General features: G+C 69.2%; 23 protein-coding genes. 9 read left to right on the top strand and 14 right to left on the bottom strand.

Annotation, left to right across the window (positions count from 1 at the left end; all coding sequences use genetic code 11):
• Positions 1 to 9: 9 nt before the first annotated feature.
• The 3 genes from BLU02_RS09655 to BLU02_RS09645 form a co-directional block, all read right to left on the bottom strand.
• A complete protein-coding gene (locus BLU02_RS09655; RefSeq protein ID WP_060922053.1) occupies positions 10 to 216 on the bottom strand; it encodes a hypothetical protein in 207 nt (68 codons plus the stop codon).
• 174 nt (positions 217 to 390) lie between these two features.
• Complete coding sequence (locus BLU02_RS09650; RefSeq protein WP_060922052.1) at positions 391 to 621, bottom strand: DUF2283 domain-containing protein; 231 nt, start codon at positions 619 to 621, stop codon at positions 391 to 393.
• 88 nt (positions 622 to 709) lie between these two features.
• A complete protein-coding gene (locus BLU02_RS09645) occupies positions 710 to 1,414 on the bottom strand; it encodes a hypothetical protein (RefSeq protein ID WP_231919541.1) in 705 nt (234 codons plus the stop codon).
• A gap of 225 nt (positions 1,415 to 1,639) precedes the next feature.
• Here BLU02_RS09645 and rpsF point away from each other — a divergent pair, with 225 nt between their 5' ends.
• The 6 genes from rpsF (at position 1,640) to BLU02_RS09615 (ending at position 5,966) form a co-directional block, all read left to right on the top strand.
• Complete coding sequence (rpsF, locus tag BLU02_RS09640; RefSeq protein WP_021201450.1) at positions 1,640 to 2,008, top strand: 30S ribosomal protein S6; 369 nt, start codon at positions 1,640 to 1,642, stop codon at positions 2,006 to 2,008.
• A gap of 5 nt (positions 2,009 to 2,013) precedes the next feature.
• On the top strand, positions 2,014 to 2,517 hold the full coding sequence (locus tag BLU02_RS09635; RefSeq protein ID WP_025102815.1) for a single-stranded DNA-binding protein: 504 nt from the start codon (positions 2,014 to 2,016) through the stop codon (positions 2,515 to 2,517).
• A gap of 71 nt (positions 2,518 to 2,588) precedes the next feature.
• The gene (gene rpsR, locus BLU02_RS09630) at positions 2,589 to 2,843 is read left to right on the top strand and encodes a 30S ribosomal protein S18 (protein WP_017203799.1); all 255 of its coding nucleotides are present in this window, start codon (positions 2,589 to 2,591) and stop codon (positions 2,841 to 2,843) included.
• 11 nt (positions 2,844 to 2,854) lie between these two features.
• Positions 2,855 to 3,307: a 50S ribosomal protein L9 gene (rplI, locus tag BLU02_RS09625; RefSeq protein WP_060922050.1), complete on the top strand. Its 453-nt coding sequence runs from the start codon at positions 2,855 to 2,857 to the stop codon at positions 3,305 to 3,307.
• Between the two features lie 141 nt (positions 3,308 to 3,448).
• Positions 3,449 to 5,584 (top strand): CapA family protein, encoded by a 2,136-nt coding sequence (locus BLU02_RS09620; RefSeq protein ID WP_167627841.1) that lies wholly within the window; start codon positions 3,449 to 3,451, stop codon positions 5,582 to 5,584.
• Between the two features lie 16 nt (positions 5,585 to 5,600).
• A complete protein-coding gene (locus BLU02_RS09615; protein WP_060923667.1) occupies positions 5,601 to 5,966 on the top strand; it encodes a cupin domain-containing protein in 366 nt (121 codons plus the stop codon).
• A gap of 352 nt (positions 5,967 to 6,318) precedes the next feature.
• On the opposite strand, the gene BLU02_RS17430 is transcribed toward BLU02_RS09615, so the two are convergent.
• The 4 genes from BLU02_RS17430 to BLU02_RS09595 all read right to left on the bottom strand — a co-directional run bounded on the left by BLU02_RS17430 (position 6,319) and on the right by BLU02_RS09595 (position 13,049).
• On the bottom strand, positions 6,319 to 6,618 hold the full coding sequence (locus BLU02_RS17430) for an immunity protein CdiI family protein (protein WP_144881674.1): 300 nt from the start codon (positions 6,616 to 6,618) through the stop codon (positions 6,319 to 6,321).
• A gap of 26 nt (positions 6,619 to 6,644) precedes the next feature.
• Positions 6,645 to 9,305 carry a hypothetical protein gene (locus BLU02_RS09605; RefSeq protein WP_157547041.1) on the bottom strand — a complete coding sequence of 887 codons (2,661 nt, stop codon included), beginning with the start codon at positions 9,303 to 9,305 and terminating at the stop codon, positions 6,645 to 6,647.
• 717 nt (positions 9,306 to 10,022) lie between these two features.
• Positions 10,023 to 11,882 (bottom strand): beta strand repeat-containing protein, encoded by a 1,860-nt coding sequence (locus BLU02_RS17765; RefSeq protein ID WP_231919540.1) that lies wholly within the window; start codon positions 11,880 to 11,882, stop codon positions 10,023 to 10,025.
• Between the two features lie 102 nt (positions 11,883 to 11,984).
• Positions 11,985 to 13,049 carry a hypothetical protein gene (locus BLU02_RS09595; protein ID WP_060923359.1) on the bottom strand — a complete coding sequence of 355 codons (1,065 nt, stop codon included), beginning with the start codon at positions 13,047 to 13,049 and terminating at the stop codon, positions 11,985 to 11,987.
• 516 nt (positions 13,050 to 13,565) lie between these two features.
• On the opposite strand from BLU02_RS09595, the gene dnaB reads away from it, so the two are divergent.
• Positions 13,566 to 14,939 (top strand): replicative DNA helicase, encoded by a 1,374-nt coding sequence (dnaB, locus tag BLU02_RS09590; protein ID WP_025102810.1) that lies wholly within the window; start codon positions 13,566 to 13,568, stop codon positions 14,937 to 14,939.
• Between the two features lie 9 nt (positions 14,940 to 14,948).
• Here dnaB and BLU02_RS09585 read toward each other — a convergent pair whose 3' ends face one another.
• Positions 14,949 to 15,581, bottom strand: coding sequence for a winged helix-turn-helix transcriptional regulator (locus BLU02_RS09585; RefSeq protein ID WP_144881676.1), 633 nt, complete (start codon positions 15,579 to 15,581; stop codon positions 14,949 to 14,951).
• Positions 15,582 to 15,671: 90 nt separating this feature from the next.
• On the opposite strand from BLU02_RS09585, the gene BLU02_RS09580 reads away from it, so the two are divergent.
• Complete coding sequence (locus BLU02_RS09580; protein WP_060923357.1) at positions 15,672 to 16,148, top strand: hypothetical protein; 477 nt, start codon at positions 15,672 to 15,674, stop codon at positions 16,146 to 16,148.
• Here BLU02_RS09580 and BLU02_RS09575 read toward each other — a convergent pair.
• Entirely contained in the window at positions 16,145 to 16,750 is a 606-nt protein-coding gene (locus tag BLU02_RS09575; protein WP_060923356.1) for a TetR/AcrR family transcriptional regulator, read from the bottom strand. The genes BLU02_RS09580 and BLU02_RS09575 overlap by 4 nt on opposite strands.
• A 32-nt stretch (positions 16,751 to 16,782) precedes the next feature.
• On the opposite strand from BLU02_RS09575, the gene BLU02_RS09570 reads away from it, so the two are divergent.
• Positions 16,783 to 17,775, top strand: a complete 993-nt coding sequence (locus BLU02_RS09570; RefSeq protein ID WP_231919539.1) for a DMT family transporter — start codon at positions 16,783 to 16,785, stop codon at positions 17,773 to 17,775.
• On the opposite strand, the gene BLU02_RS09565 is transcribed toward BLU02_RS09570, so the two are convergent.
• The 5 genes from BLU02_RS09565 to BLU02_RS09545 form a co-directional block, all read right to left on the bottom strand.
• Entirely contained in the window at positions 17,715 to 17,942 is a 228-nt protein-coding gene (locus tag BLU02_RS09565; protein ID WP_025102805.1) for an RNA-binding S4 domain-containing protein, read from the bottom strand. The two genes, BLU02_RS09570 and BLU02_RS09565, sit on opposite strands and share 61 nt — an antisense overlap.
• A gap of 28 nt (positions 17,943 to 17,970) precedes the next feature.
• Positions 17,971 to 18,846: a hypothetical protein gene (locus tag BLU02_RS09560; protein WP_231919538.1), complete on the bottom strand. Its 876-nt coding sequence runs from the start codon at positions 18,844 to 18,846 to the stop codon at positions 17,971 to 17,973.
• A 168-nt stretch (positions 18,847 to 19,014) separates the two neighbouring features.
• On the bottom strand, positions 19,015 to 20,340 hold the full coding sequence (locus tag BLU02_RS09555) for a sensor histidine kinase (protein WP_060923442.1): 1,326 nt from the start codon (positions 20,338 to 20,340) through the stop codon (positions 19,015 to 19,017).
• Entirely contained in the window at positions 20,333 to 21,010 is a 678-nt protein-coding gene (locus BLU02_RS09550) for a response regulator transcription factor (RefSeq protein ID WP_025102802.1), read from the bottom strand. The genes BLU02_RS09555 and BLU02_RS09550 overlap by 8 nt, the downstream gene beginning before the upstream one ends.
• A gap of 118 nt (positions 21,011 to 21,128) precedes the next feature.
• Positions 21,129 to 21,662: a putative immunity protein gene (locus BLU02_RS09545; protein ID WP_060923441.1), complete on the bottom strand. Its 534-nt coding sequence runs from the start codon at positions 21,660 to 21,662 to the stop codon at positions 21,129 to 21,131.
• Positions 21,663 to 21,666: the final 4 nt, after the last annotated feature.

Raw genomic sequence — 21,666 nt, 5'->3', positions numbered from 1 at the left:
GGTGCTCCGTCAGTCGGAGTGCGTGCGTGACCGCGACCGCCGGTGGCGTCGGATCGACATCGCGATCCCGACGGCGATGGCGATCGCCAGCAGCGCCGCCATCAGTACCGAACTGGCGGTGTCGCTGATGAGACCCTGCATACGCAGGATGAGCACAGCGATGGCCACGATCAGCAGGGTCGCGGAGGCGATCCATCGTCCTGAGTGGAGCGTCATGATCCAGTCCTCTCGTTCATTGGGAGTAGCATCCGGTGATGATGCCGGCCCACTGGCGGAGCCGGATGCCCTTCCCGCTACGCGAGCAGCCGATCAACTGAGACTGGCTCCTCCCACGAGTACCCGCCGCATTCGTGCGCTGTAATGTTACATTGCGGTCGAGGGCGCGGCGATCTACACCGTGGTGCGTCGGGCCCGATCGAGGTCTTCGGCCCGGAGGAGCTTCGACGCCTGGAGGATCTCGACGCCGAGAAGATGCCCGTCGGCGTCGAAATCGAGGATGATCTCCCCTGCTCCGTGCGGGTTGCGTATCTCCGGTACCTGCGCGACGGATTCACCCGCGTGGAGCTCGCGCCCGACCGGGAGGTAGGCGGCGTCCGCTTCTGGGTCATATCTGAGGTGCATCGACGGCCTCCGTTCGTTCCTCCGCTACCGTCGTGGTGACGGCGAAGGGCCGGAGCGTGCGCTCCGGCCCTTCGCGTGTCCCGTGCGATCAGAGCGGCGCGACGATGTCCTGCTTCACGTCCCACTCGGTGATCTCGAGGGCGACGTCGACCGACTGTCCCTGCACGGTCGCGGAGCTGGTCGAGGCGAGGTTGACGTAGTCGTCGGTGACCTCGAACACGACCTCGACCGGCGTGCCCGCCTGCTCGACGGTGCCGCTGACGAGGTAGACCTTCTGGCCGAGGCGCTCGCCGGTGCCGGTCACGGTGAACTCGCCCGTGATGGCCTTCGCCGTCTCGGCGGGGTCCATCGCGGTGACGTCCTTCGCGGTGGTGCTGAGGCCGGCGATGATGGGGTCGCTCGACGACGGGTCGGCGGTCTGCCAGTCGCTCGACGGCGACTTCACCCAGACGTCGTCGCCGATCGCGACGATCGAGCCCATCGGCGAGAGCGACTCCAGCGCCTTCTCGGACGGGTTGAAGCGCGTGGTGGACTCCATGCCCATCACGACGGTCTTGGCGGCATAGCCGGCGGTGTCGGTCATGGCCTCGGCGATGCAGGCGCCGAGGGCCGAGCCGTCGACGGTGGCGCCGTCGGCCAGTTCGGGGCAGTCGGAGGACGGCGCTTCGGCCTCCTGCGATGCGGCCCCGCTCGGCTTCGACTCGGCCGGCTTGTCCGACGCTCCCGCCGAGCATCCGGTGAGCATGACGGCGGCGGCGAGCACGACGCCGACCCCCCACTTGTTGACGCGCATGGCGCCCCCCTCCAGGTCAGTGCCGATGACCGTCATCAGGCACGCCCTCCAGCATGCCAAGGACGGAGCGGATGTGCGGGAGGCGGTTCCGAGGAAACTCCGCTAGACTGTCGAGGTTGTCTGCCTTGCGGCGTCCATTCGGGATTCCACGGGCGGGCACGTGCACACACCCTCCTGCTCCCGGGAAATCCCCGAGAGCCGTTCTAGTCCGAAGGAGGTGGGTAAGTGACGCACCAGTACGAACTCATGGTCATTCTGACCCCCGAGATCGACGAGCGCCAGGTCGCCCCGACGCTCGACAAGTTCCTGAAGGTCATCACCAACGATGGTGGCTCTATCGAGAACGTCGACATCTGGGGCAAGCGCCGTCTCGCCTACGAGATCCAGAAGAAGACCGAGGGCATCTACGCCGTCGTCAACTTCACCGCGACCAGCGCCGCCACGCAGGAGCTCGACCGTCAGCTCAAGCTGAACGAGCAGATCATGCGCACCAAGGTGCTCCGCGCCGAAGAGGCTCAGGCGATGATCGCTTCCGAGGCCAAGCGCTCCGAAGAGAAGGCTGCCCGCAAGGCCGCCAAGGCTGCGAAGGCCTAAGTCTCATGGCCGGCGAAACCGTCATCACCGTGGTGGGCAACCTCACCGCCGACCCCGAGCTGCGCTACACGCAGAACGGGCTGCCGGTGGCGAACTTCACCATCGCATCGACGCCTCGCAACTTCGACCGTGCCGCGAACGAGTGGAAGGACGGCGAAGCGCTGTTCCTCCGCGCCTCGGTGTGGCGTGAGTTCGCCGAGCACGTGGCGGGCTCGCTCACCAAGGGCATGCGCGTGATCGCGCAGGGTCGTCTGCGCCAGCGTTCCTACCAGGACCGCGAGGGCAACCAGCGCACCGCGATCGAGCTGGAGGTCGACGAGATCGGCCCCTCGCTCCGGTACGCGACCGCGCAGGTCACCCGTGCGGCCTCGGGCGGTGGCGGCGGGGGACAGTCCCGTCCCGCGCAGCAGCAGCAGGTGTCGGAGGAGCCGTGGTCCACTCCCGGCTCGTCGACCAGCGCCGACGCCTGGAGCACTCCGGGCAGCTTCGGCGACGACACCCCCTTCTGAAAACACTTCTTCACGGGTGGGTCCCTGAGCTTGTCGAAGGGCCGCACCCCGCTCATCACTAAGGAAAAGCAATGGCTGGAAAGTCGAGCGGCGACCGCCGCAAGCCGCGGAAGGGCGCGAAGAACGCCGCTCCCGCGAAGTCCATCCGGGTCGGCGTCATCGATTACAAGGATGTCGCCACCCTCCGCAAGTTCGTCTCGGAGCGCGGCAAGATCCGCGCCCGTCGCATCACCGGTGTGTCGGTGCAGGAGCAGCGTCTGATCGCCACCGCGATCAAGAACGCGCGCGAGATGGCGCTCCTGCCCTACGCTGGCGCCGGCCGGTAAGGGGTACTGAGATGGCAAAGCTGATTCTCACGAACGAGGTCGCCGGGCTGGGTAGCGCCGGTGACGTGGTCGAGGTCAAGAACGGGTACGCCCGCAACTACCTCATCCCCCAGGGCTTCGCTACGGCGTGGACCCGTGGTGGCGAAAAGCAGGTCGCTTCGATCCAGGCCGCGCGTCAGGCACGCGCGATCCACGACCGCGACGAGGCTGTGGCCCTGAAGAACACCCTCGAGGGCACCAAGGTGCGTCTCGCGGTGAAGGCCGGCAAGGAAGGCCGTCTGTTCGGCTCGGTGAAGACCGCCGACGTCGCAGAGGCCGTCACGGCTGCGGGCCTCGGCTCGATCGACAAGCGCAAGGTGCACATCACCTCGCCCATCAAGGCGACCGGTGAGTACGAGGCGACCGTGCGTCTGCACGAGGACGTCACTGCCGTCATCACGCTGCAGGTCGTCGCCGCCAAGTAAGGCACCCGACGGGCGTACGCCTGTCGAACGGAACGCCCCCTGTCCCGGAGGACAGGGGGCGTTCGTGCATCCGGACGCGGTGAGGATCAGGCGACATTTCTCATACGCCGACGCAACATGCTGTGCTGTTGGCTCGATTCCATGGCGACACCACCCCCCTTCCCGACATCCAGAGCGCCCTGGGGCGATGCCGCGAAGGGGCTGCTGATCGTCCTCGTGGTGTTCTGGCACGTCGTGCTGAAGACCTACCTGCAGGTCGACTGGCGGCTCGGCATCCCCCTTCCCGGGGCCTGGGGCCTCGCGAGCGACCTCATCTGGCCGTTCCTCATGCCGCTGTTCCTGTTCCTGTCGGGGTACTTCGCCTCGGCAGCCTTGGCCCGGCCCTGGGCCGTCGTGTTCCGTCCCCGCGTGGTCCGCTTCCTGTATCTGTATCTGCTGTGGAGCCTCATCCACGCCGCCGCGATGTGGGCATTCCCGGACTTCCCGACGTTCGTGCCGAGGAGCGTCTCCGCGTTCGTGGAGGGGGTGACGATCAGCCCGCCGAACACCTGGTACCTCTACGCGCTCGCGCTGTACTTCGTCGTCGCGAAGGGCCTGCACCGACTGCCGCGCGGCGTTCTGTTGGTGGGCTCCGGCATGCTCTCGGTGGCGGTGGCCGCCGGACTGGTCGACGTGGTGAGCAACCGCGGATCGCTCCTCTACAACCTCTTCTTCTTCCTCGGAGGTGCGTATCTCGCGCCGCGCATCCGCCGCTTCACCGCGAAACCACGACCGGCACTCGCCGGGGCGCTGACCCTCGGGTATCTCGCTGCCTACGCCGTCATGCGCGTGACGGGCACGGAGACCGTTCCGGGGGTGTGGCCGGCGGTGTCCGTCCTCGGGGTGGCGATGGGAATCGCGGTCGCTCCGATCCTCGCGGGCCTCCCTCTGGTCGGGCGGGGCCTGCAGGCGCTCGGCGTCCGGACCCTGCCGATCTACCTCCTGCACATGCCGCTGCTCGCGCTCGCCGACGCCGCGCTCGTGGGGGTGCTGTCCGACGCGGGGCAGGCCGCGCAGCTGCTCGCGGCCGTCCTGCTCCCGATCGTGCTCACGGCGGGTCTGGTCGCCGCGTGCATCGGCCTCGATCGCCTCACCGCTCGCGACGGACTCACCTGGCTGTGGGATCTGCCTCGTCGGCGGACCGCGGCCGGCGGTGCTCCTCGCAGAGTCCCCTGGCGGACACCGGTCGCGGTGCTGACCCTGGTGGGGGTCGGCCTCGCCGTCAGCGCGGCGGCGGCGATCCCCGCCCGCCCCGCCGCGATCGCCGACCGCGCCGGCACCCTCGCGGGAGAGGTCAGCATCGGCGCCGTGGGCGACATCCTGCTGTACGACGCGTCTCGCGGGATCCCGGCGGATCGCGGACGATCGACCTTCGACGAGGTGCGCCCCTGGTTCACCGAGGACATCGTCACCGGCAACCTGGAGCAGGTGATCGCGGCGGACACCGGCGTCGACAAGTGCGCCGGGAGCGACCACTGCCTCGCGTTCCGCAGCGAGCCGGATGCCGCTGCGGCGCTGCGCGGCTTCGACGTGCTCAATCAGGCGAACAACCACAGTCACGACTTCGGCCGGGAGGGCGTCGACGAGACGAGGGCCGTTCTGCGCGCGGAGGGCATGGACGCCGTCGGGGACCGGAACGAGGTCGTCGTGACGAGGGTGGGGGAGACCACCGTGGCCCTGGTCGGCTTCGCGCCGTATGGGGGATTCAACCGGGTCACCGACCTCCGTCACGTCGGTCAGGTCGTGCGTGCGGCGGCGGAACAGGCCGATCTCGTCGTCGTCCACGCGCACATGGGCGCCGAGGGACCGGAGGCCGACGCGGTCACCGGGGGGACCGAGCTCAGCTTCGGGGAGAACCGGGGCGATCCGCAGGCGTTCGCGCACGCGGCCGTCGACGCCGGCGCCGATCTGGTGGTCGGGCACGGCCCGCACGTCGTCCGGGGTGCGGAGTTCTACCGCGGCCGCCTCATCGCGTACAGCCTGGGCAACTTCGCGGGAGGGGGCATCTTCGGGGCGGAGGAGGAGACCCGTTTCGGCGCCTACCTGTCGGTCCGTCTCGGTGCGGACGGCACCTTCCTCGGCGGACAGATCCGGTCCGTCCGTCTTGACGCAGAAGTCGGTGCCCCGGCGCCCGATCCGACCGGTCGCGCCGGCGCCCTGATGGACGAGCGCGGGCGGCGGGACTTCCCGGGCAGTGCCGTCGTCGTCGACGCCGACGGGTCGATCGTCCTGCCGTGAGGATAGGCTGCTGGCCATGACGGACGACGTTCGCAATGTGCACGAGGCCCTGTCCACCATCCACGAGCACTGGCAGCCGCACCGGCTGACGAGCGTCAACGACTACGACGTCAAGGTCGTGAAGCTGCAGGGCGAGTTCGTCTGGCACACGCATCTCGAGACCGACGAACTGTTCTTCGTGGTGAGCGGACGCCTGACGATCCAGCTCCGCGACCGCGACGTCGTCCTGAACCCGAACGACGTGTTCGTGGTGCCCCGGGGCGTCGAGCACTGCCCGAAAGCCGAGGAAGAAGTGCACGCGATCCTCTTCGAGCCGAAGGGCACGGTCAACACCGGAGACGCAGGCGGCGACATGACGGCAGATCTCCAGGAGCTCGGCTAAGCCCCCGCATCGCGTCCCGTGCGTCCGCAGAACGGGCGCACGGATGCCCCGCGGTGGGGGGACCACGGGGCATCCGCCGTTTGCGCGGCGGTCACGCTCGGCAGAGGAAGCGCAGCGAGGGCTGCACCGCACGTGCGGACGCTGCCGCGCACCGGCGGGGGCGAGGATCGTCCATTGAGTCAGTCCTCGACCACCAGGCGGCGATCCCGAGTATCGGTAGGGTCCCGGTTGGTGCCCCGGCGGCTCTGACTTGCAGCAACAGATCGCCTTGGACGTTGCGATTGATGGCATCCAGGGTTGCGCGGCCAGGCGGACCGACCCCCGCCGCGCGCCCGTGAGCAGTATCGCGAGCTCAAGGCTTATAGGTGACGTGTACGTCGATCTCGCGGCCGAGTTCGAGTTCGATGCGTTTGGCGAGGCTGCGGCCTTCTCTCTCCCATGCGTCGCGGTGTTTCTCCAACTCGTCTTCTGGCATGCTCGAGTACAGAAACTCTTCCCAACGGGTGTTCCATGCGAGGAGCTCCTGTACGAGACCATCCGAGAGCCCTGAATCTTCGGGATCGAGGTCACCTGCCTCGAGACCTGGTGTCTCCTCCCAAACGGGGAGGATGTTTCCGTAGTCCGGCGATAGGCGCAGAAGGCGTCGAGACATCTTGGTGTCCTTTCGTTGGCGGGCTACTAGCGGACCAAGTTGATTCCTGAGCACTGTCGACCAGGGTTCGCGGTGATGATTCTCTGACCTGTTTTTCCGAGGAACAGCCGGACATTAGTCTGATAGACCTTCTGCCCAGTCTTCTTGTTGTAGACGAAAACTGTCCGGGAGTAACAGAAGTTGGGACCGCTGGCGACGACTCGGTCGGGGTCGTAGAGCATCCAGGCGATGGACCAGTCGGCCATGTCGCGCCACTGCACCCCCACCCGTCCGCCAACGTTGGTCCACTCCCCTTGATGGCGCGCCTGAACATGCCGAAAGCCATAATCCCTGGCCGTTCCGCACCGGAGGGTCGCGACGGAACCAGAGAAACTGTTCCTCAGTCGCTTGCGATCGTAGCTTTTGACGTATTGCTCGTTCTTGTCGAAGAGGCCGCAGCCGCGCCAGTTAGTGGGTGCGGGCGATTTCGGGGGGATGAAACCGAACGTTGTAATGCCCCCGCCGCCTTCTGTCACCTCTTGTGCATCGGCGGGGGTGAGTTCTTCCGTGGTGACGAGGAACTCTCCCGTCTCGTTCTCGATGACGAGGGTTTCCGGGGGTGCTTCCGGCTCGGTTCCGTCGGGATCTCCTTCCAGGAGTTCGTCTTGGCTGTCGTCGATGGGCTCGATGTGCTCGGATTCCTCAGTCTCATCAGCGGGGAGTATGCGTGAGGGCACCGTGGCGTATCCGAGCATGTAGAGCTTGAGTTCCATGGGAGAGGCGGAAAGGTTCCGGACCTGTATGGTGCCGTCGCTGCCGACCATTATGGGTGTGAACATGGAGTTCCAGTGGGTTGACGCGCTCTCGAGCATGGTCGCGTCGGGTTCGTCCAGATCGCTCGGCCACGCGCGGATCGAAGCGCCTTGTGTGGTGGTGCTACGGATGCTCACGTTGGCGACCACGGCATCGAGCCCGTCCGCAAACGACGGCATCCCGTACAGCCCTTCAACCGGAACCGTGACGGCTTCCCCGGCGGAGATCACGGTCGCGGGCACTGGGTAGAGGTCGCCAGCCTGCTCATGAAGTTCTCGCCCCTCGTCCATGGCCGGCATGGGTGTGGTGGTGAAGCTCCACGCACCGGTGGAGCGGAGAGTGGATTGTCCGAGGTGGCCATCCCAACCCGCGTCGCGCACGTAGGCGCGCCAGTAGTACTTCGTACCGGGCTTCAGCGTCCCATCGGGAACCCGATGAACAGCCGAGGTCGTTTCCGGTGATGTGTAGAAGGGTGTTCCGTTAGGGTCGGTGAAAATCCGGTAGGAGTATCGCAAGCTGGAACCGGTGACGGCAGTTGCTGTGGATCTGAAGGTGGGGGTCAACGTCACACCGGTGGCGCCGTTTGTGGGCGACCCGCCTGTGCCGGTCACGAATGTGGGGTTGACGTGGGCGTGATACTTGACCCAGAGGTCGGTGGTGACGCGTTTGTGACTATAGACGGTGCCCTCGGCGCCGCTGATCATGAAGGCCACGTTGGTGGCTGACGCCTTGCCGAAGCGGCTGGCGATGTAGGTGGGAAACGTAGTTCCGTTGGTCTGTGTCGTCCCGGCGCCCAGGGAATAGGAATCGAGCAGGGTGCTGTACCCGCCATACTCCCACGCTGTGCCAACGCGCACATTGCCGGAGTGGGTGGCGGTAGACCCAACTCCGGCGTAGGTGATGCCGAGGTCTGATGCTTCGATGAACTTTCCGACGGAGGCGCCGCCTGCGAAGTTGACGACGGCACGCCAGTAGCGGTCGCCCTCAGGCTGTTTTGTGTTTCCGATGTGCTGCTGGCCGAGATACTGACCGCCGTCGGACTTGTACGAGTTCTGGTTCGCGATCGTGCCCACCACTTCGGGATCGATGTAGACGGGGAACACCCGGTCGGCATCCTGTATCCAGGACTCCTCGATGGAGACGCGGTAGAACCAGTTCTCGTTCGAGCTGCGCAGCAGCGCGGCATCCAAGACGACTTCCTCGCGAGGGGTTGCAGTGCCGTCGGAGGCGGAGTCCCAGGCGATGGGCGTCGGGCTGGACATCACGACCGCCCCATCAGCGTCCACGAACTCGAGAACATCCTCTTCGGTCAGTGCGGGCGTCAAGTTTCCTGGGTCGATGCGCCAGGTCCACGAGTGCTTACCTGCAGCGGGCGCGGCGTGGAGCACCAGTGCTTCTTTCACGGACCCGGGAGTGATTGTGTACTCAAGGTCAGCATAGGGAAGCACATCACGATAAGCGAGGGAGCTGAAGTCGTCCGACGGCCACACCGGCGCCTCGGGGGAACCCTCGTCTGCTCCGACGAGAGACATGGCGACCTCGTGGCCGTCACGTGTCACGGTGACCGTGTTCTGGCCGTCGGCTGTGGGAGCGAACTCGGGGGCAAGCGGGTGCTGTTCGACAGTCCACCCATCGTTATCCCCAGACAAGCTCGGGTCGACATCAACCCACTTTCCGTCGACGCGCACGTTGAGAGGGTCGACGGAGAACTGAGCCACCTCACTCCCAGCGCTATCGACATAGCGGGTCTCGAACTCCGAACGTGACACCACATCAAGGTCATTGCGGTCAACATTCTCGACCGCAGGTACCGGCGGATCCTCGGGTGCGGGAGTGCTCGTGCTGTCCGCGGGCACCTGAGCAGCCGCCGACTCGAACGGAACGATCGCACTCACCAGGAGAACGCTCGAGAGAACTAGGGAGGACACGATTACACGCGTAGAACTCGCCAGAGCTCCTTCGACAGACAGGAGTCTGCGAAACGGTTCGCGGACTCATCAGACGATGAGACCGGCGACACCCGCCGGGCTACCGAATGCTATCGAGGCGCCAACGAGCAACGCAATAGACGGCGTCGAACGTTCAACGGCCGTCAGCCTGTTGACGGCGTCGACAGTCGCTGCGGGGTATACAAGGTTCTCAGTAATGGATGGGACTCCGAGGACCCGCGCGTCATCGGGGCTCTCCTAGGAAGAGCTTGAAGAACCCCACCTCGATTTTGAAGAAGCCTCGGATGGGGAGTGGAGTGTCGAGCCGAGCGGGATCGTCGTTCCGTTCCGCTCTGGCGCCATCCGTTTCCATGACCCGGATGACGTCCTGGGTATCGAGTATCGACTCGTGGAGGAGAAGCCGCACTAGACGGACGTAGGTGCCGGGCGGATAGCGGCTGCTATCTCGTTTCCCACAAGGACGACGTGACGAAGCTGCGCCTCGTCGAACGGGCGCACGGATGCCCCGCGGTGGGGGGACCACGGGGCATCCGCCGTTTGCGCGGCGGTCACGCTCGGCAGAGGAAGCGCAGCGAGGGCTGCACCGCACGTGCGGACGCTGCCGCGCACCGGCGGGGGCGAGTCTCCTCCCCCGAGGACATCGCCGCCGCCGGGGCTCAGCACCTACGCCGTGCGACGGCGCAGCAGGCCCGCACCTCCCAGCAGCAGGAGAGCGGCGAGGGCCCACAGCCACGGGGCCGAGGCGCCACCGGTCATCGCGAGGCCGGTGGCCTCACCCGTCGCGGCGGCACCCGCAGCCCAGGGCATGCTGGTCATGCCGGCTCCGGTGCTCGGCGTCATTCCCGGGTTCACTCCGGGGTCGGTTCCGGGGTTGGTGCCGGGGTCCGTTCCGGGGTCGGTGCCCGGGTCCGTTCCGGGATCAGTGCCCGGGTCCGTGCCCGGATCGGTGCCCGGGTTCGTGCCGGGATCGGTCACCGTGCTCTCGCCGACGACGGAGATCGCGTTCCCGCCGATCGTGATGGGAAGCGTCACGGGGAGCTCCAGCTGAGTCCCGCCGAGGATGCTGTCGTCGCCGCCGGTGGTGCTGCCGCCGGCCGCGGGTGCGGTCGGGGACGTGCCGCCGGTGGTGCCGGTGACGGTGGCGTCGTCGGTGACGGAGATGGCGTTGCCAGTGACGCCGATGGGGGCGGTCACGGGTGCGACCACCTGGGTGCCGCCGAGGGTGCTGTCGTCGCCGCCGGTGGTGCTGCCTCCGGTCGCGGGTGCGGTCGGGGACGTGGTGCCGTCGGTGGTGCCGGTGACGGTGGCGTCGTCGGTGACGGAGATGGCGTTGCCGGTGACGCCGATGGGGGCGGTCACGGGTGCGACCACCTGGGTGCCGCCGAGGGTGCTGTCCTCGCCGCCGGTGGTGCTGCCTCCGGTCGCGGGTGCGGTCGGGGCCGCGGTGCCGCCGGAGGTGCCGGAGGCCTCGCTGTCGCCGAGGAGCGAGATGGCGTTGCCGCCGACGCTGACCGGGGCCGTCACCGGGGCGACGACCTGGGTGCCGCTCGCGGTGCCGTCCTCGCCCGAGGTGCTTGACCCGGTCGCGGGTGCGGTCGGGGTCGCAGTGCCGCCGGTGGTGCCGGAGGCCTCGCTGTCGCCGAGGAGCGAGATGGCGTTGCCGCCGACGGTGACAGGCGCCGTCACGGGTGCCACGGCCTGCGTGCCCCCGAGGATGCTGTCCTCACCGCCGGTGGTGCTCCCGCCGGCCGCGGGTGCGGTCGGGGTCGCGGTGCCGCCGGTGGTGCCGGAGGCCTCGCTGTCGCCGAGGAGCGAGATGGCGTTGCCGCCGACGCTGACCGGGGCCGTCACCGGGGCGACGACCTGGGTGCCGCTCGCGGTGCCGTCCTCGCCCGAGGTGCTCGACCCGGTCGCCGGGGCAGGCGCCGGTGCTGCGGCGCTCTCTCCCTCGGCGGCCGACTCGGAGTCACCGAGCAGCGAGATGGCGTTGTCGGACACGGTCACCGGGGCGTTGACCGCCACGAGAGCCTGGGTGCCCGAGAGCACACCATCCAGGCCGTCCGTGTCGAGGGAAAGCACCCCGGCCGCGTCAGGGGCCTGGGGAGCCGCGCTCTGGGGAGGAGCGGCGGCCGGGGTGCTGGTCGTGGAGTCTTCGGTGAGACTGATCGCGTTGTCCGTCACCGTGACGGGAAGGTTCACGGTCACCACGGCTTGGGTGCCGGATGCCGTGCCCTCCGCGCCGTTCGTCTGCGGAGCGGGGGCGGGCGCGGCTGCGGGAGCCGGGGCGGGAGCGGGAGCCGGGGCCGGAGCGGGAGCCGGTGTGGTGGATGCCGCGTCGCCGAGCACGGAGATCGCGTTGTCGACGACCGTGATCGGGGCGGTGATGGGCGCTACGGCCTGGGTGCCGGAGAGCAAGCCGTCGTCTCCGGATGTCTCGGCCGCATTGGCGGCCGTCGCGCCGAGCAGGGTGATCCCGCCGGCGATGAGCGTGCCCCAGAGGACGCGCTTCGCGTAGGTACGCATGATGGTTCTCCTGACGTGACTGGTCTGTCTGATGGGATGCACGCGAGGAAGTGCGCGCGCAGCACGGCATCTGTCATCCGGGTGGGATGACGCGACAGTCCGTCAGTCAGGCGAGACGTCGGTGTCGGCGACGGGGGCGCCCGGAAGGGCGTCGTCCCGTGCGCCGGCGGCCCGCTCCCAGGCACGGAGCGGGGTCGCGCCGATCTCGCTGAGGCGAGCGGGGGCGCTGGTGGAACCTCCGGCCGAGGCGGCGGAGGAAGAGGCGGGGGCGGCCGGGGCGCCCGCGGGGGCACCGAACGGCACCGGAGCGGTGTCACCGGCACCGGCGTCCGAGGAGTCAGGCGCGGAGACCGGGCCTGCGAAGGAAGCCACGGTACGGAGCGCAGAGTCCTGGCCCGTGCTCGGCGGGGCCGACGGTGCGGAAGCACGCTCGGGAAGCGCGGCGATGTCGTCGCGCACAGGGGGGACGCCCGCGGGGACGGAGCCCTCCGGGGTCTGCGGTGCGGCCGGCTCTTGTGGCGTGAGCACCTCGACGACCGGCGGAACGGTCTCGTCGACGACGCCGCCGATCAGACCGGTCGTGCCGTCGACGACACCGACGACGTTCTCGACCAGGTCGATGGCGCCGGAGTCGACGACGATGCCGCCGACCAGCGGAAGGCCGCCGACGAGGTCGAGCACGGGCGCGGTGATCTGCGAGACCGGTGCAGAGCCGAGCACGTCGGTGACGGGCTCGACGACCGTCTCGGTGGTCTCGGCGACCGCCTCCAGCACGGGAGCCGCAGTGTCTCCGACGACCGGGACCTGCGTCACCGTCTCGGTCACCGTCTCGACGACGGCGGGAGCGGCCTCCTGCACGGGAGCGACGGTGTGAGTCACGACCGGAGCGACGACCTCGTGCACCACGGGCGCGACGACCTCCTGGACCACAGGCGTCGCCACCTGGTTCACCACCGGAGCGACGACGTTGTTCACGACCGGCTTCGTCACGGCGGTGACGGTCTCGGACACGACAGAGGTGAGGCCGTCGAGCGGACCCTTGGGCTGCTCGTCCGCGTGTGCAGAGCTGCCGCCGGTGAGGACGGTCAGAGCCGCCCAGGCGAGCGCGCCGATGCCACCCCAGAGGACGGCGTGGGGTACGCCGCGTCGGGTGCTCCGAGCGTCCACGTCGTCCTCCCCCTCCGAAGGTCCACGGGTGTGTCGATGGGAGGCAGAATACTCGCGGAGTCCCTCTCTGTCCAGGGGCGTTTACATCCGATTCGTCTCGTGTCAGATCGTGACGCGCCCGGCGGATTTCCGGCTTGACTTTCCCCAGGTTCTACACATGCCCCCTCCGGAGGGGAAACCTTCAACGCGCAATTTAAACTCGTTTTCATCCACAGGGTGGGGAAACGATAAAACCCCGTTCAGGGCAGATAAAAAAGTTCGGTGTTCACACCGTCCACCGGGTTATCCACACCCGTTCTGCACAGACACTCCGAGATTGTCCGCACGCTGTCCACATGGTTATCCACAGGCCGTGTTGCACCGTGTGGAGACCGCTCATAGCGTGGTCGAGCGACCGAATGTCGGGGGCACCTGCTTGTCTGGGGATGGCCGCCGCGCGGCCGCGGTCCCCCGCACCGGCATCCGCAGATGCGCGCGCGGGGCCCGCCTCAGAACCGTCGCATCGAAGGGAACACAGTGTCGATCGCCGACATCTCCGAGGAGCGCCTGGGAGGGCAGCGTCCGCCCGAGCGCACCCCTCCGCACGACCTCCTCGCCGAGCAGAGCGCCCTGGGTGGCATGCTCCTGTCGAAGGACGCGGTCGCCGACGTGATCGAGACGCTCAAGGGCGCCGACTTCTACATCCCCAAGCACGAGCTCATCTTCGAGGCGATCCTCTCGCTGTACTCCCACGGTGAGCCCACCGACGTCGTCGCGGTCACCGACGAGCTGATCAAGACCGGTGAGCTGAACAAGGCCGGCGGCGCCGACTACCTGCACACCCTCACGTCGATCGTCCCGACCGCGGCCAACGCCGGCTACTACGCCGGCATCGTCTCCGAGCGCGCGATCCTCCGCCGCCTCGTCGATGCCGGGACGCGCATCGTCCAGCTCGGCTACGACGGCCAGGGCGACGCGACCGACATCGTCAACAACGCGCAGGCCGAGATCTACTCGGTGACCGGCTCGGAGACGGCCGAGGACTACGTGCCGCTCACGGTCGCCGTCGACGCCGCGGTCGAGGAGATCGAGGCGGCCAACGGCCGCGACGGCTCCATGACCGGCATCCCCACCGGCTTCCGCGAGCTCGACGAGCTCACCAACGGCCTGCACGGCGGGCAGATGATCGTCGTCGCCGCGCGACCCGCGATGGGAAAGTCCACGCTCGCCCTCGACTTCGCCCGTGCGGCCTCGATCGGGCACGACTTCCCCTCGATCTTCTTCTCCCTCGAGATGGGCAAGAGCGAGATCGCGATGCGTCTGCTCAGCGCCGAGGGGGCGATCCCGCTGCAGAACATGCGCAAGGGAACGCTCGACCCGCGGGACTGGACGACGGTCGCCGCCACCCGCGGCCGCATCAACGACGCCCCGCTCTACATCGACGACAGCCCGAACATGACGCTCGTCGAGATCCGGGCGAAGTGCCGACGGCTGAAGCAGCGGGCGGGTCTGCGCATGGTCATCATCGACTACCTCCAGCTCATGACGTCGGGTAAGCGCGTCGAGTCCCGTCAGCAGGAGGTCTCGGAGTTCTCCCGAAGCCTCAAGCTCATCGCCAAGGAGCTGCAGGTGCCGGTCATCGCGCTGTCGCAGCTGAACCGTGGTCCCGAGCAGCGACAGGACAAGAAGCCAGCCATCAGCGACCTGCGAGAGTCCGGATCGATCGAGCAGGACGCCGACATGGTCATCTTGCTGCACCGCGACTCGGTCTACGACAAGGACGTCCGTCCCGGCGAGGCCGACCTGATCGTGGCCAAGCACCGTAACGGACCGACCGCGACCATCACCGTCGCCTTCCAGGGGCACTACTCCCGGTTCGCCGACATGGCGCCGGGCGGCGACTTCAACTGAGCCTGGGCGTCACCGTCCCGTGTCGGACGCCGACTCCTCGCGGAGGCTGAGCCGGACGTGGCAGGAGTGGGACGTCGTGAACGGGATCACGCGTTCGATCTCCACGGGGCCGCCCGCTCTCGCCAGCACCGACTTCATGAGCTCCTCGTGCACCCGGCAGACCACGGTCTGGTCATCGGTCAGAAGCGTGTGGAAGCGGCAGGGGGAGAGGTCGACGGTCATCGCCTTCTCGTCGATGTCCGGCTGCAGGCCCACGTCGTCGAGGTGGTGGAACAGCGCGTCGAGCTGATGCGTCGCGGCCTCCGGGAGCCCGGATCGCGTCGCTGGGAGCACCGCGCGCATGAGGTCGCCGTGACGGATCGCCTCCTGGACCCGCCGTTCCTCGATCTCGTTCGGCTCGCTGGGCAGCACGGGGGAGAAGCGCAGCCGCGGTCTTCCTCGCCGACCGGTGTGCTCGACCTCGGACCGGGCGAGGCCCTCACCCTCGAGCACGCGGAGGTGGTCGCGCAGCGTGTTCACGTGGAGGCCCATGCGGAGGGAGAGCTCGGCGAGGCCGATTCCCGGAGTGTCCATCAAGGCGGCGAGGACCCGCAGCCGACTGCTCTGCATAAGCCCGCGATAGGCGTCGGTAGGACGTGGCATGTTACCCATTATCCCCTGAACGCGGAGTGAGGCGCTATTTCCACGGTCACCCGCCGCTGGGGGTGCGGACCGGCCGGTTAGCCTGAGGCCATGACGGGTGGACGCGCGGTGACGGCGCTGCGCCTGCTGCTGCCGGCTTTCCTGCTCGGGGCGATCGTCGCGATCTCGTTCCTGGAGGCGCCGCTGAAGTTCCTGGCTCCCGGAATCACGATCCCCCTAGGGCTCGGCATCGGTCGTCTCGTGTTCACCGCCCTCAACGTCCTCGCGGGAGCGGTGCTCCTCGTGCTGACGGCGGTCAGCGTCCGTGCCCGTGCCGGGCGTTCCTCGGCTCTGCTGCTCGGCGGGCTGTGGCTGGTGTTCCTCGCCGAGGTGGTCGTCATCCGCCCGATCCTCAACCGGCGGAGCGACCTGGTCATCGCAGGGCGGGAGGCGCCGGGAACCGATGGCGCGCACTACGCCTACATCGTCGCTGACGTGACGATGGTGGTGCTGCTCGTGGCGTTCCTCGTGGTCACGGTGCGGGCGGTGCTCCCGCCGCGCGCGTCCTCTTCGACGACCGACGTCTAGGACGCGTCGGACGCAGTGGACTCCAGCAGTCGGCGCGCGCTGTCCCGAGCGGTCGCGAACGGCTCCGCGAACGTCCCCATGCCGACGGTGACGATCGCACCTTCATAGAGGAGCATGAGCGTCTCGGCGAGCCGGTCCGGGTCGTGGAACCCGGCCTCACCGCAGAGCTCCGCGAAGACCGCGAGCAGCCACTCCTTCTCGCGACGGGCCTCGGCGAGCACCAGCGGGGCGTCCCCGGGGCCGTCGATCTCGGCGCGCGCGTTGATGGCGCTGCATCCCTTGGTGCTGTGGTCCGGCACCCAGGAGATGGCGGCATCGAAGATCGCGAGCACGCGGGCGGGCCCCGGGGCCGGGACCCGTGCGAGGTGAACCGCGACGTGATCGCGCCAGCGGGCGTCCCGGTGCTGCAGGTAGGACACGACGAGCGCTTCCTTCGATCCGAAGCGGTCGTAGAGAGTCTTCTTCGTCACCCCGGCGGCGGCGGCGATGGTGTCGACCCCGACGGCGTGGATGCCGCGTTCGTAGAAGAGGTCGGAGGCGGCGTCGAGCACGCGGCGCGCCCCGGGGGTCAGCGGCGGGAGCTCCGGCACGGTTGTCGACATGCGGCGAGTATACCAACCTGTATAGTGACGGGATGAGTAAACAGATCGGTATACTCTCTCGGGTCGTGACCGTGGGTGCGGCGGTGGCCTTCGTCCTCACGTGGAGCTCGGGCTTCCTCATCCCCGCGGTCGCCACCGCGGACGTCGACCCGCTGACGCTCCTGGTCTGGCGGTTCACGCCGCTCGCCGTCCTGCTCGTGGTCCTCGCCGCGACGTCCGGAGCGACGAAGGGGATGACCGCGCGGGAACTCGGCGTCCAGGCGGTCATCGGCGCGCTCGCCCAGTTCGGATACTGCGCTGCCGTGTACGCCGCCGTCGCGACGGGGATCGCCACCGGCACCGTCGCGCTGATCGACGCCGTCCAGCCGCTGCTCGTCGCCGTGCTGGTCGGGCCGGTGCTGGGCCTCCGCGTGCGCGGCGCCCAGGTGGCGGGGCTGGTGATCGGGGCGGTGGGGGTGCTGCTCGTCGTGCAGTCGCAGTTCGGTGCCGGCTCCGCGCCGCTCGTCGCCTACCTGCTTCCGGCGGCGGCGATGGTCTGCCTCGTGATCGGCACGCTGGTGCAGCGGCGGACGGCCGTGCGCACCGGGGTGCTGCTGACCCTGACCATCCACGTGAGCGTGACCGCCGTGCTGCTCCTCGTCATCGCCGCGCTCGCCGGGGCACTCGTGCCGCCGGCGCGACCCTCGTTCTGGATCGCCGTGGTCCTGACCGCCGTCTTCCCCACGCTCGGCGCCTATGGACTGTACTGGTGGCTGCTGCGCCGGGTCGGCATCACCGCGTTGCAGGCGCTGCTCTTCCTCGTCGCCCCGGCGACCGCGATCGGCGGGGCGCTGCTGCTCGGTGAACCCCTCACGGCGATCACGGTCGGCGGGTTCGCGCTGTGCGGCGCCGGGGTGACCGCGGTGCTCGTGAGCGAGGCGCGGAACCGCGGACCGGAGGCGGCGGAAGGCTCCGCGACGCCGGGTCAGGGCCGGACGCGGACCGCCCGGCCCTCGAAGGTGACCACATCGCCGTCGCGGAGCTGACGCCCGCGGCGCCGGTCCACCTCGCCGTTCACGGTGACGTAGCCGTCGATGATGACCTCTTTCGCGTCGCCGCCCGAATCGAGCAGTCCCGCGAACTTGAGGAACTGCCCGAGGCGGATGACCTCGCCGCCGATGGAGACCTCGTCGATCGGATCGGAGTTCGTCATCCTTGCATGCTAGCCGTCAGGGACGCGGTCACTCGTCGACGTCGGTGCCGACGACCGCGAACGAGGCGTCGAAGGAGATGTCGATCGAGCGGTTGTCCGTCGTGAGGACGGAGGCGTCGTAGGGGCTCACGTCGTCGGAGTCCACATCGAGGTCGGTGATCATCCCCTCGGCCTCGGCGAGGGCGGCGTCGACGAGAGTGCGGATGGTCTCCTCGTCGAGCGTGAGCGTCGGTCCCTTGTCGTCGTCTGCCGCATCCGTCGACACCACGGTCGCGGCGAGGTCGTCGTCCACGCGCACCTCGGTCTCGTCCCCGGCGGACGTGGTCAGCTGCACTTCCCACGTTCCGTCGCGCTTCGCGTCGATCGAGGTGACCTCGCCCTCGGCGGCGTCCTGGGCGGCGGCGGCGATCGCGAGGAGCTCGTCGATGTCGTCGGTGCCGATGCCGGTGACAGGGCCGCGGTCGCCCCGGTCTCCGCTCGGGCGGGCATCCTCGTCGCCGCGGTGGTCTCCGCGCGGGCCGCGGTCGCCCTCGTGTCGGGGGCCCTCCATGGCGGGGCGGTCGTCGTCGTCACCGAACTCGTCGCCGATCGCGGCACCCACCGCGACGCCACCGCCGGCGAGCAGCACCGCGGCCGCGATCCCGCCGCCGATCAGGAGCGCGCGCTTACGTCCGGGCTTGGCGGGGGTCGCGGCGACCGGTGCCTCCGGGGCGGCGGCAGGGCCGGGGGCCGGCGCGACCGGCACCGTCGGGGCGTCGGCGTTCGCGTCGTGGCCGGCGGGGGAGTCCTGTCCGGCGTGCTGGTCCTGGCCTGCATTCGGGACGGCGGGGGCCGAGTTCTGACCCGCGGTGTCGTTCTCGTCCGGCGTGGGGTTCTGGTCGGGAGCAGGAGTCTTGTCGTTCATGTCTCGATGGTCTCCCGACGCCGCTGAAGCCACCCTGAAGCCTCCTGAAGCCCCGTTCAGGAACCGATATCTCGGGCACGACTTCGGAGCTCGGGACGACACGCCGCCGTGCGGCGGCCACGACCGGGGTGTCGTCGGGGATCTCCGAAACTCTGCCCGGGCGGTCGGTCAGGAGAGAGGGCCGGCGAAAGGGAGGGTCACGGTGAAGCGGGCGCCGCCCCACCGGGACGTGTCCACCGTGATCGCGCCGTGGGCGGCGGTGGCGATGCCGTGAGCGATCGCGAGACCGAGCCCGCTGCCGCCAGCGTCGCGACTGCGGGCCTCATCGAGCCGGACGAAGCGCTCGAAGATGCGGTCCCTCTCCTCCGGCGGGATGCCGGCGCCGTCGTCTTCGACCGTGAGCACGACGTGCGCCGCCTGCGGTTCCACCCCGATCGCCACCCGGCCGTTGCTGTGCCGCGCGGCGTTGTCCGCGAGGTTCCGCAGCAGCTGGCCCAGCAGCCGGGGGTCGCCGACGGTGCGGGCCGCACGGATCCCGGAGCCGTCGACGTCGAGCCCGGTGGCCCGCAGCCGACGCACCTCCGCGAGGGCGAGGTCGTCCAGGTCCACCGGTTCGGTGCTCCCGGTGACACCCTCGTCGAGGCGGGCGAGGAGCAGCAGCGACTCCACGATGCCCTGCAACCGCAGCCCCTCCTCGGACACCACCTCCGCGAGCTCGTCGATGCTGGTCACCTCCGGGTGCGCCTGGGCGAGCTCCGCGTGCTGACGGATCGTCGCCAGGGGGGAGCGGAGCTCGTGCGAGGCATCGGACACGAAGCGGCGCTGCGCGGTCGCCGCTGCGTCGAGCCGGTCGAGCATCCCGTTCATGGTCACGGCGAGGGAGTGGATCTCGTCCGCGGTGTCGGGAACGGGCACCCGGTGATCGAGGCGCTCGGCGGTGATGCCCTCGACCTCCTGGCGGATGCGGGTGACCGGGCGCAGCGCGCGCCCCGTGACGAGCCAGGTCGTGACGGCCACGAGCAGCAGCAGCGCGGGGACGGCGATCACGAGCAGCGTCGCCACCGTCGACAGGGTCTCCGCATCCTCGTCCAACGGCACCGCGAGGACGAGGGTCTGGTCGCCCTCGACGTCTTCCGACACCACGACCATCGGCTCGCCGTCGATCCGGACCACCTGCGGATCGTCGTCGACGGGCAGCGGGGTGGCGCCGAGCGCATCGGCGGCCTCCTCGCTGGCGGCGCGCACCGCTCCGTCCCGCCCGAGCAGCTGCACGAGGTCATCGTCGAGCTGGTCGGGTCCGCGGCGTCCCGGACCGTCGAATCGGCTGACGAGCTCCTCCAGCCGCTGCTCCGCCGCGCGTTCGGTGCTGCCGTGGATACTCGCGCTCAGCACGCCGTAGAAGGAGAAGGCCCCGAGGAGCAGCGCGACCGCGACGACGAGGGTGGCACCCAGGGTCGTCCGGCCGCGGACCGACCGCCAGAGCCGCCTAGCCACCGTTCGCCGCCAGCCGGTAGCCCGCCCCGCGGATGGTCTCGATCGCCTCACGTCCGAACGGCTTGTCGACCTTGCGGCGGAGGTGGCCGATGTACACCTCGACGATGTTCGGGTCGCCGTCGAAGTCGTCGTCCCAGACGCCGGCCAGGAGGTCGCGCTTCGACAGCACCTGCCCGCGGTGGCGCATCAGATGCTCGAGCACCGCGAACTCGCGGGCCGTGAGGGAGATCGGGGTCTCGCCGCGCCACACGTGGTGTCCGGCGGGATCCAGTCGCAGGTCGCCGGCCTCCAGGATCGTCGGTCGCGCCACGGCACCGCGGCGCACGAGCGCCCGGAGCCGGGCCACGAGGATCGCGAACGAGAAGGGCTTGGTGACGTAGTCGTCGGCGCCGCTCTCCAGCGCCTCCACCTGATCCCATTCGCCGTCCTTGGCGGTGAGCATCAGCACGGGAGTCCAGTTCTCCTCGGCGCGCAGGGCCTCGCACACCTTCCACCCGCTCATGCCGGGCATCATCAGGTCGAGCACGATGGCGTCGTACCGGGTCTCGCGGGCCCGCCAGAGGCCGTCGATGCCGTTGTGGGCGACGTCGACCGCGAAGCCCTCCGCCTCGAGTCCGCGGCGCACGCCCTCGGCCAGACGCACCTCGTCGTCCACCACCAGGATCCGCATCCCCCCAGTGTGGCGCGTCGTCGCTGAATCGGGGCTGAAGCGGTCGGGCCGCTTCGAATCGCGCACCTGGTTCCATTCCGGGCTCAGATACAGCCAGTTGCGCGATTCGAAGAGGGACCTACGACGAGAGGTGTGCCTGGATCCCGCGGATCACCTCGCCGAGGGGGCCGGAGGAGAGAAGCCCGGGGCCGAGGGGGCCGGCGGGGTCGGTGCCGAGGAGTGGGAGGGTGCGCAGGGCTGCAGCGGCCTCGGGCGAGAGCTGCGCGAGTTGCCAGCGCACTTCGGCGGCGCGGGCGTCGGGAGCGTCCGGGTGTGCCAGCTCGATGGCTCGCGCGGCGTAGGCGGCTGCCCCGAGAGCATGCGCTCCCATATGCGCGACCCCGGCAGCCTGTGCCGCGGAGCGAGAGGCCGCGGTGCCGGCAGGGGTCACGGCACTGCGGGCGGCCCTGCCGGCCACGAAACGACGACGGATCTCGCCCGCAGCCGTGAGCTCGCCCCGGGCGAAGGCGCGCGTCCTGGCGATGGCATCGCGCGCTCGGTCGTCGTCCGGGGCCTCGCTCTCGAACAGCGGCAGCACGCGCGCGGCGCAGTCGGCTGCCCACACCGCGACGATCCGGCGGTCGGCCTCGGTCATGCCCTGAGGAGTCGACATGGGA

Origin of the sequence: Microbacterium paraoxydans, assembly GCF_900105335.1 — a bacterium.
Classification (GTDB): Bacteria; Actinomycetota; Actinomycetes; order Actinomycetales; family Microbacteriaceae; genus Microbacterium; species Microbacterium paraoxydans.
This window is presented reverse-complemented; position numbering and strand designations above follow the sequence as displayed.